At 72.4% G+C, this 3,548-nt stretch carries 2 protein-coding genes and 1 pseudogene; 2 read left to right on the top strand and 1 reads right to left on the bottom strand.

Annotated features, from left to right (window positions below):
* Together AB0H87_RS39590 and AB0H87_RS39585 are read left to right on the top strand one after the other, a co-directional pair.
* Window positions 1-1,197: FAD-dependent monooxygenase (locus tag AB0H87_RS39590; protein WP_360158273.1), on the top strand; the 1,197-nt coding region annotated here is incomplete at its 5' end.
* Window positions 1,198-1,265: 68 nt separating this feature from the next.
* Window positions 1,266-3,225 (top strand): annotated as a pseudogene (locus tag AB0H87_RS39585) (amino acid transporter).
* A 6-nt stretch (window positions 3,226-3,231) separates the two neighbouring features.
* Here the strand turns inward: AB0H87_RS39585 and AB0H87_RS39580 are convergent.
* A partial coding sequence (locus AB0H87_RS39580) for a hypothetical protein (RefSeq protein ID WP_360158270.1) occupies window positions 3,232-3,548 on the bottom strand: 317 nt, incomplete at its 5' end.

Below are 3,548 nucleotides of genomic sequence, written 5' to 3'. Positions count from 1 at the left end.
GCTAACCATCGACGATTGACACGAATCGCGAACGCGAAGATCCTGGTTTCGGGCGCCGGCATCGCCGGCACGGCGCTGGCCTGGTGGCTGGCCGAGCACGGCGCGCACGTCACCGTCGTCGAGCGCGCCGAGGCACCGCGCGACGGCGGCTACAAGGTGGACATCCGCGGCGCGGCGCTGACCGTGGTCGACCGGATGGGGCTGCTCGACCAGGCGCGGGCCTGCCGCACGGGCGTCCGCGCCGGCTCGGTCGTCGACGCGACCGGCCGTCGGGTGGCGAGCATGGACGCCGACACCTTCGGCGGCCGCGTGCACGACGACGCCGAGCTGCTCCGCGGCGACCTGGCCCGGATCCTCCGCGACGCCACGGGCGACCGCGTGAGCTTCCGGTTCGGCACCGAGATCGAGTCGCTCGACGCCGACGGCACGGTGACCTTCGCGGGCGGTGCGCGCGAGCGCTACGACCTCGTGGTCGGCGCCGACGGGCTGCGCTCGCGGACCCGCACGCTGGCGTTCGGCGAGGGCGGCGTCCACGACCTCGGGCACTACATCGCGATCTGCTCGGTGCCCAACCACCTCGGCCTCGACCGCGAGGAGCTGACCTACGTCGGCCCGGGGCGCACCACGCTGGTCTACAGCACCGCCGGCCAGACCGATGCGAAGGCGATGTTCCTGTTCTCCGGCGACGAGCCACGCCCGCAGGGGCCGGAGGCACAGAAGCGGTTCCTGACGCAGGCGTACGCCCACGAGGGTTGGGAGGTTCCACGCCTGCTCGCGGCGATGGGCGACGCCGACGACTTCTACTTCGACACGATCAGCCAGGCCCGCCTCGACTCGTGGAGCCGCGGCCGGGTGACCCTCGTCGGCGACGCGGCCTACTGCGCCTCACCCGCCTCCGGTCAGGGCACGAGCCTCGCGCTGGTCGGCGCCTACGTGCTCGCGGGCGAGCTGGCGACCGCCGGCCTCGACGACGGCCCGCGCCGCTACGAGGAGCTGATGCGCCCCTACGTGGCCGCCAACCAGAAGCTCGGCCCGGCCAACATCAAGCGCATGGTGCTGCGCAGCCGCGGCCAGGTGCGGATGTCGATGCGGATGCTCGGGCTGCTCAACCGGCTGCCGGGCAAGGAGCGGATGCTGGCGAAGGTCGTCGAGCCGATCCACCGCGCGGCGACCGCGATCACGCTGCCCACTTACTGACCCCGGCCTGCCGCAGGCGATCTTCAACCGGTAGAACCGTGCACGTGAGCACGACTCCTGAACTCGCGGTGCCGGCGGCGGTCGACCGCCCCGGCAACCGACCACCGCCGGCCCGCGGCCTGCCCGGCTGGCTGCTGCGCCACCGCGTGCCGCCGGTCGGGCCCGAGAGCGACGAGCAGCACGGCCGGCCGCACGCCTGGTGGAAGGTCATGTGCCTGACCGGCGTCGACTACTTCTCGACCCTGGCCTACCTCCCGGCGATCGCGGCGCTGGCCGCCGGCGCGCTCTCGCCGCTGGCGACGCTGCTGATCGTGGCGCTCACGCTGCTCGGCATGCTGCCCATGTACCGGCGGGTGGCCAAGGAGAGCCCGCACGGCCAGGGCTCGGTCGCGATGCTGGAGAACCTGCTGCCGTTCTGGTGGGGCAAGCTGTTCGTGCTCGCCCTGCTCGGCTTCGTCGCCACGTCGTGGATCATCACGATCACGCTGTCGGCGGCCGACGCGTCGGTGCACCACGTGGAGAACCCGCACGCGCCGTCCGGGCTGCACGGCCACGAGGTGCTGATCACCGTGGTGCTGCTGCTCGTGCTCGGCGGCGTCTTCCTGCTCGGCTTCAGCGAGGCCGTGGGTGTGGCCATCCCGCTGGTCGGGGTGTTCCTGGCGCTCAACGCGGTGATCGTCGTGGTCGGCCTGGTCGACGTGTTCGGCACGGCGGGTGCCCTGTCGTCCTGGACCGACGCGCTGACCGCCGGCGGCACCGGCTTCGGCGACGTCGTCGGGCCCGCGGTGATCGCGTTCCCGCTGCTGGTGCTCGGCCTGTCCGGTTTCGAGACCGGCGTGAGCATGATGCCGCTGGTCGCCGCGGCCGGCACCGACCCGGCGACCCGGCTGCGCAACCGGGTACGCAACACCCGCAAGCTGCTCACCGCGGCCGCTCTGATCATGAGCGGTTACCTGGTCACGACGAGCTTCGTGACCACGGTGCTGATCCCCGCCGACGCGTTCCAGCCGGGCGGTGCCGCCGACGGGCGCGCGCTGGCCTATCTGGCGCACGAGAAGCTCGGCGAGGGCTTCGGCACCGTCTACGACATCAGCACGGTCCTGATCCTCTGGTTCGCGGGCGCGTCCGCCATGGCCGGCCTGATCAACATCGTGCCCCGCTACCTGCCGGGCTACGGCATGGCGCCCGAGTGGGGCCGCGCCGTGCGGCCGGTGGTGCTGGTCTACACGCTGGTCAGCGTCGTGATCACGATCGCCTTCAAGGCCGACGTCAACGCGCAGGCCGGCGCGTACGCCACCGGGATCCTGGCCATGATGGTCTCCGGCGCGGTGGCGGTCACCGTCTCCGCCCTGCGGCGCCGGCAGCGGGCCGCCTCTGCCGGGTTCACCGTGCTCACCCTCGTGCTGGTGTACGCGCTCGGCGAGAACATCCGCGAGAAGCCCGACGGCATCATGATCTCGGCGCTGTTCATCCTCGGCATCGTCGCGATCTCGCTGGTCTCGCGGGTGACCCGGACGATCGAGCTGCGGGCCGAGCGGATCGAGTTCGACGCCGCGGCCCGGGAGTTCGTCACCGACATGCTGGCCGAGGACGGCGCCATCACCATCATCGCCAACCAGGTGCAGGCCGGCGACGTCGCCGAGTACGACGCCAAGGAGCGGGAGCAGCGCGGCACCAACCCGGTCCCCGGCGCGGCCGGCGTGCTGTTCCTGGAGATCGAGGTGGTGGACCCGTCGGAGTTCAGCGACGTGCTGAAGGTGCGCGGGGTCGAGGTTGGCCGGCACCGGGATCCTGCGCGCGGACGCCCCCGCGGTGCCGAACGCGATCGCCGCGGTCCTGCTGGCCCTGCGCGACGCCACCGGCGTGCGGCCGCACTGCCACTTCGCCTGGGCCGAGGGCAGCCCGGTCGTCCACCTGCTGCGCTACCTGCTCCTCGGCCGCGGCGACACGGCCCCGGTGGTGCGCGAGATCATCCGCCAGGTCGAACCGGACCCGGCCCACCGCCCCGCGATCCACGTCGGCGGCTGAGGATCCTCAGTCGATCGTCGCGGTCAGCCCTTCGCCGCCGCGGTCGTCCGCGATGAGCGACGCGATCCTCGCCGCGACGTCCGACAGCCCGCCGTCGCCGAGCCGGCCGCCGGTGCGGAGCGTGACGAGATGGCGGACGACCGCGAGGTCCGTGTTGGCGTCCCAGTTCGGGTTGCGCTCGAGCTCGAGCAGGTTGTCGCGGGTGTAGGTCTTGACCTTGTACGGGCCCGCGTCCACATAGGAGATGGTCGGCGCAAAGGAGAGGTCCGAGAGGGAGACGTCCGACACCGAGAAGTGCAGCGGCCCGCCCCAGGCCGCGATGA

Source organism: Asanoa sp. NPDC050611 (assembly GCF_040654855.1).
Lineage (GTDB): Bacteria > Actinomycetota > Actinomycetes > Mycobacteriales > Micromonosporaceae > Asanoa.
The sequence above is the reverse complement of the archived record's forward strand: the minus strand, read 5'-3'. Positions and strand labels throughout refer to the sequence as shown.